Source organism: Streptosporangium nondiastaticum (genome assembly GCF_003011965.1).
Classification (GTDB): domain Bacteria; phylum Actinomycetota; class Actinomycetes; order Streptomycetales; family Streptomycetaceae; genus Streptomyces; species Streptomyces nondiastaticus.
In genome coordinates this window covers 1-2,264 of record NZ_PXWG01000285.1, presented here as the reverse complement: position 1 = coordinate 2,264, position 2,264 = coordinate 1, and the positions used below count along the sequence as shown (strand labels likewise).

The window sequence follows — 2,264 nt, the reverse complement described above, 5'->3', positions numbered from 1 at the left end:
GGGCTCCGGCGGCCTCGGCGGCCTTGCGGCGCAGCGGCCGTACGAGGCGGGCCGCGGTGCGGCGCAGGGCGGCGGGGGCGGAGGCGGGTGCCTCGGCGGCCTTGACGGCCTTGACGGCCGCCGGCTCCGGCAGGAGCTCCGGCCGCACCTCGCGCACGATCTGCTCGAACCGTTCGGCGATCTGCGCGGGGGCGTAGCGCTGGGCGGAGGCGCGGGCGGCGCGGCCCATGGAGCGGCGCAGTTCTTCGTCGTCGATGAGCTTGAGGAGGCCTTCGGCGATCGCGTCGGCGTCGCCGGGGCGGACGAGGAGGCCGTCCACGCCGTCCTCGATGATCTCGCGCGGCCCCTGCGGGCAGTCGGTGGCGACGACCGGCACGCCGCAGTGCATGGCCTCGACGATGGTCATGCCGAAGGACTCGAAGTCGGAGGTCACGGCGGCGATGGAGCCCTTGGCCCACTCCGTCTCGATGGGCGAGTGCGGGCCCATGAGCGCGATGTTCTCGTTCAGGCCGAGCTCGTCGATCCGCTCGCGCAGGGCGGTCCGCTCGGGGCCGCGGCCGTAGATGCGCAGGCGCCAGTCGGGGCGCTCGGCGACGACCTTGGCGAAGGCGTCGACCAGCAGTCCGTAGCGCTTGACGGGGATGAGGCGGCCGGCGGCCACGACGAGCTCGGCGCTGCCGTCGGAGGGCTCGACCGCGGCGGCCGAGACGCCGTTGGGCAGCGCCGCGATGTGCGTACGGGCCTCCGGCAGCATCGCGCGGTGCGTGGCCGCGTCGGCCTCGGAGACGGTGGTGAGGGCGTCCAGGAGCGGGATCGCGGCGTCCTGCGCGGCGCGGACCTCCGGGTGGTGGCCGCCGTGGATGAGGTGCTCCTGGCCGATCCGCACGTAGGTGCGCTCCGTGGCGAGGCGGGTGAGGTGGACGAGGAGGCCGGGGCGGGTGGCCACGACGACGTCCGCGTCCGTGGCCTCCAGGTACTGGGCGACGCGCAGGTCGGCGAGGCGGGTGAAGGCCTTCACGTCGCGCTCGCGGGCCGGGAGGAGCGCGCTGGGCTGCTGCTGCAGCTCGTTGTCCGTCTCCGAGCCCGGGGCGCCCTTGCGGATGTCGATCAGGGACGTGAGGCGGACGCGGCGGCCGGGCGGGAGCTTCGGGGCGTCCGCGCTGCGGTAGACGGAGACGAGCTCGACGTCGTGGTGGGCGGCGAGGGCGCTCGCGAGGTTGCCGGTCGCGCGGATGGTGCCGCCGATGCCGTAGGCGTTGTGGATCAGGAATGCGATCTTCATGGGCGGGCGGGCGGTCCTCCCTCCGGGGCCGGTGCGTTCTCGTGTTCGGGCGAGCGAACTGTAGGGGCAGTCGCGAAGCCCCTGTCAAGCCGTGCGTCGAACGGCAGTCCAGAGGGTAACCGTGTGGCTCAGCGTGGCGCGGGCACGGACCCCGCGGGCGCTGGGACCCTGGGCCTGTGAAGGCGATGGTGGCGGTCTCCGCGGTCGTGGCCCTCGGGCTGACGGCCGGCTGCGGCGGCGGTGGCAGTGGCGACGGGAACGGCGGTCCCGGCGGCGGCGGGAACCGCGGCGGCTCCCGGGGCGAGGCCAAGGGCACGCGCAATGCCGTGCGGATACTGAGCCCCGCCCAGCTGCGGCACGTCGAGCTCGGAGCCCGCGAGGTGCCCGGCTTCCAGATCGAGCGCGCCGGCAGCGGTGCGGCCGGCGTCGGCCGCCCCAGCACGGACGCCGCCGCCTGCCGGCCGCTCGTCGAAGCCCTCGGCTCCGAGCCGCGGCCCGAGCCGGCCGCGTCCGTCGTCAACACCTTCGCCAAGGCCGGCGAGGACCTCGACTTCCAGGGCCTCATGGGCATGATCCGCGTCTCCGCCTACCGCGGCGACGGCGCCGCCGCCACGCTCCGCGGGCTGCGCTCCGCGGCGGTGCGCTGCGCGGACGGCTTCGGCATGCTCACGGGCGAGGGTGAACCGCAGGAGTTCCGCGCCGTGCGGACCCTCGCTGCTCCCCGGCTGGGCGACGAGGCCGTCGCCTACCGCCTGGAGAACGCGGCGGAACGCGCGCCGAGCCTGATCACCGTCGTCCGGTCCGGCGCGACGCTCGCCATGTTCTTCGCGACGAGCCTCGGCGACCCCGAGGACGTCGAGATCCCGCCGGACCTGGTGGCGGCGCAGGTGGCGAAGGTGGAACGAGCGGAACAGAAGGCTCCCACGGCGCCGCCGCCGTCGTCGCCGATGGCGGCGGGGGAGGGCGGGGAGGCGGGGGACGG

General features: G+C 75.5%; 1 protein-coding gene and 1 pseudogene. One reads left to right on the top strand and one right to left on the bottom strand.

Annotation, left to right across the window (positions count from 1 at the left end; translation table 11 throughout):
• On the bottom strand, window positions 1-1,282 hold a 1,282-nt coding region (locus B7P34_RS35740; protein ID WP_146167036.1), incomplete at its 3' end, for a glycosyltransferase family 4 protein.
• A 176-nt stretch (window positions 1,283-1,458) separates the two neighbouring features.
• On the opposite strand from B7P34_RS35740, the pseudogene B7P34_RS35735 reads away from it, so the two are divergent.
• A pseudogene (locus tag B7P34_RS35735) lies at window positions 1,459-2,264 on the top strand (hypothetical protein); the annotation flags it as partial.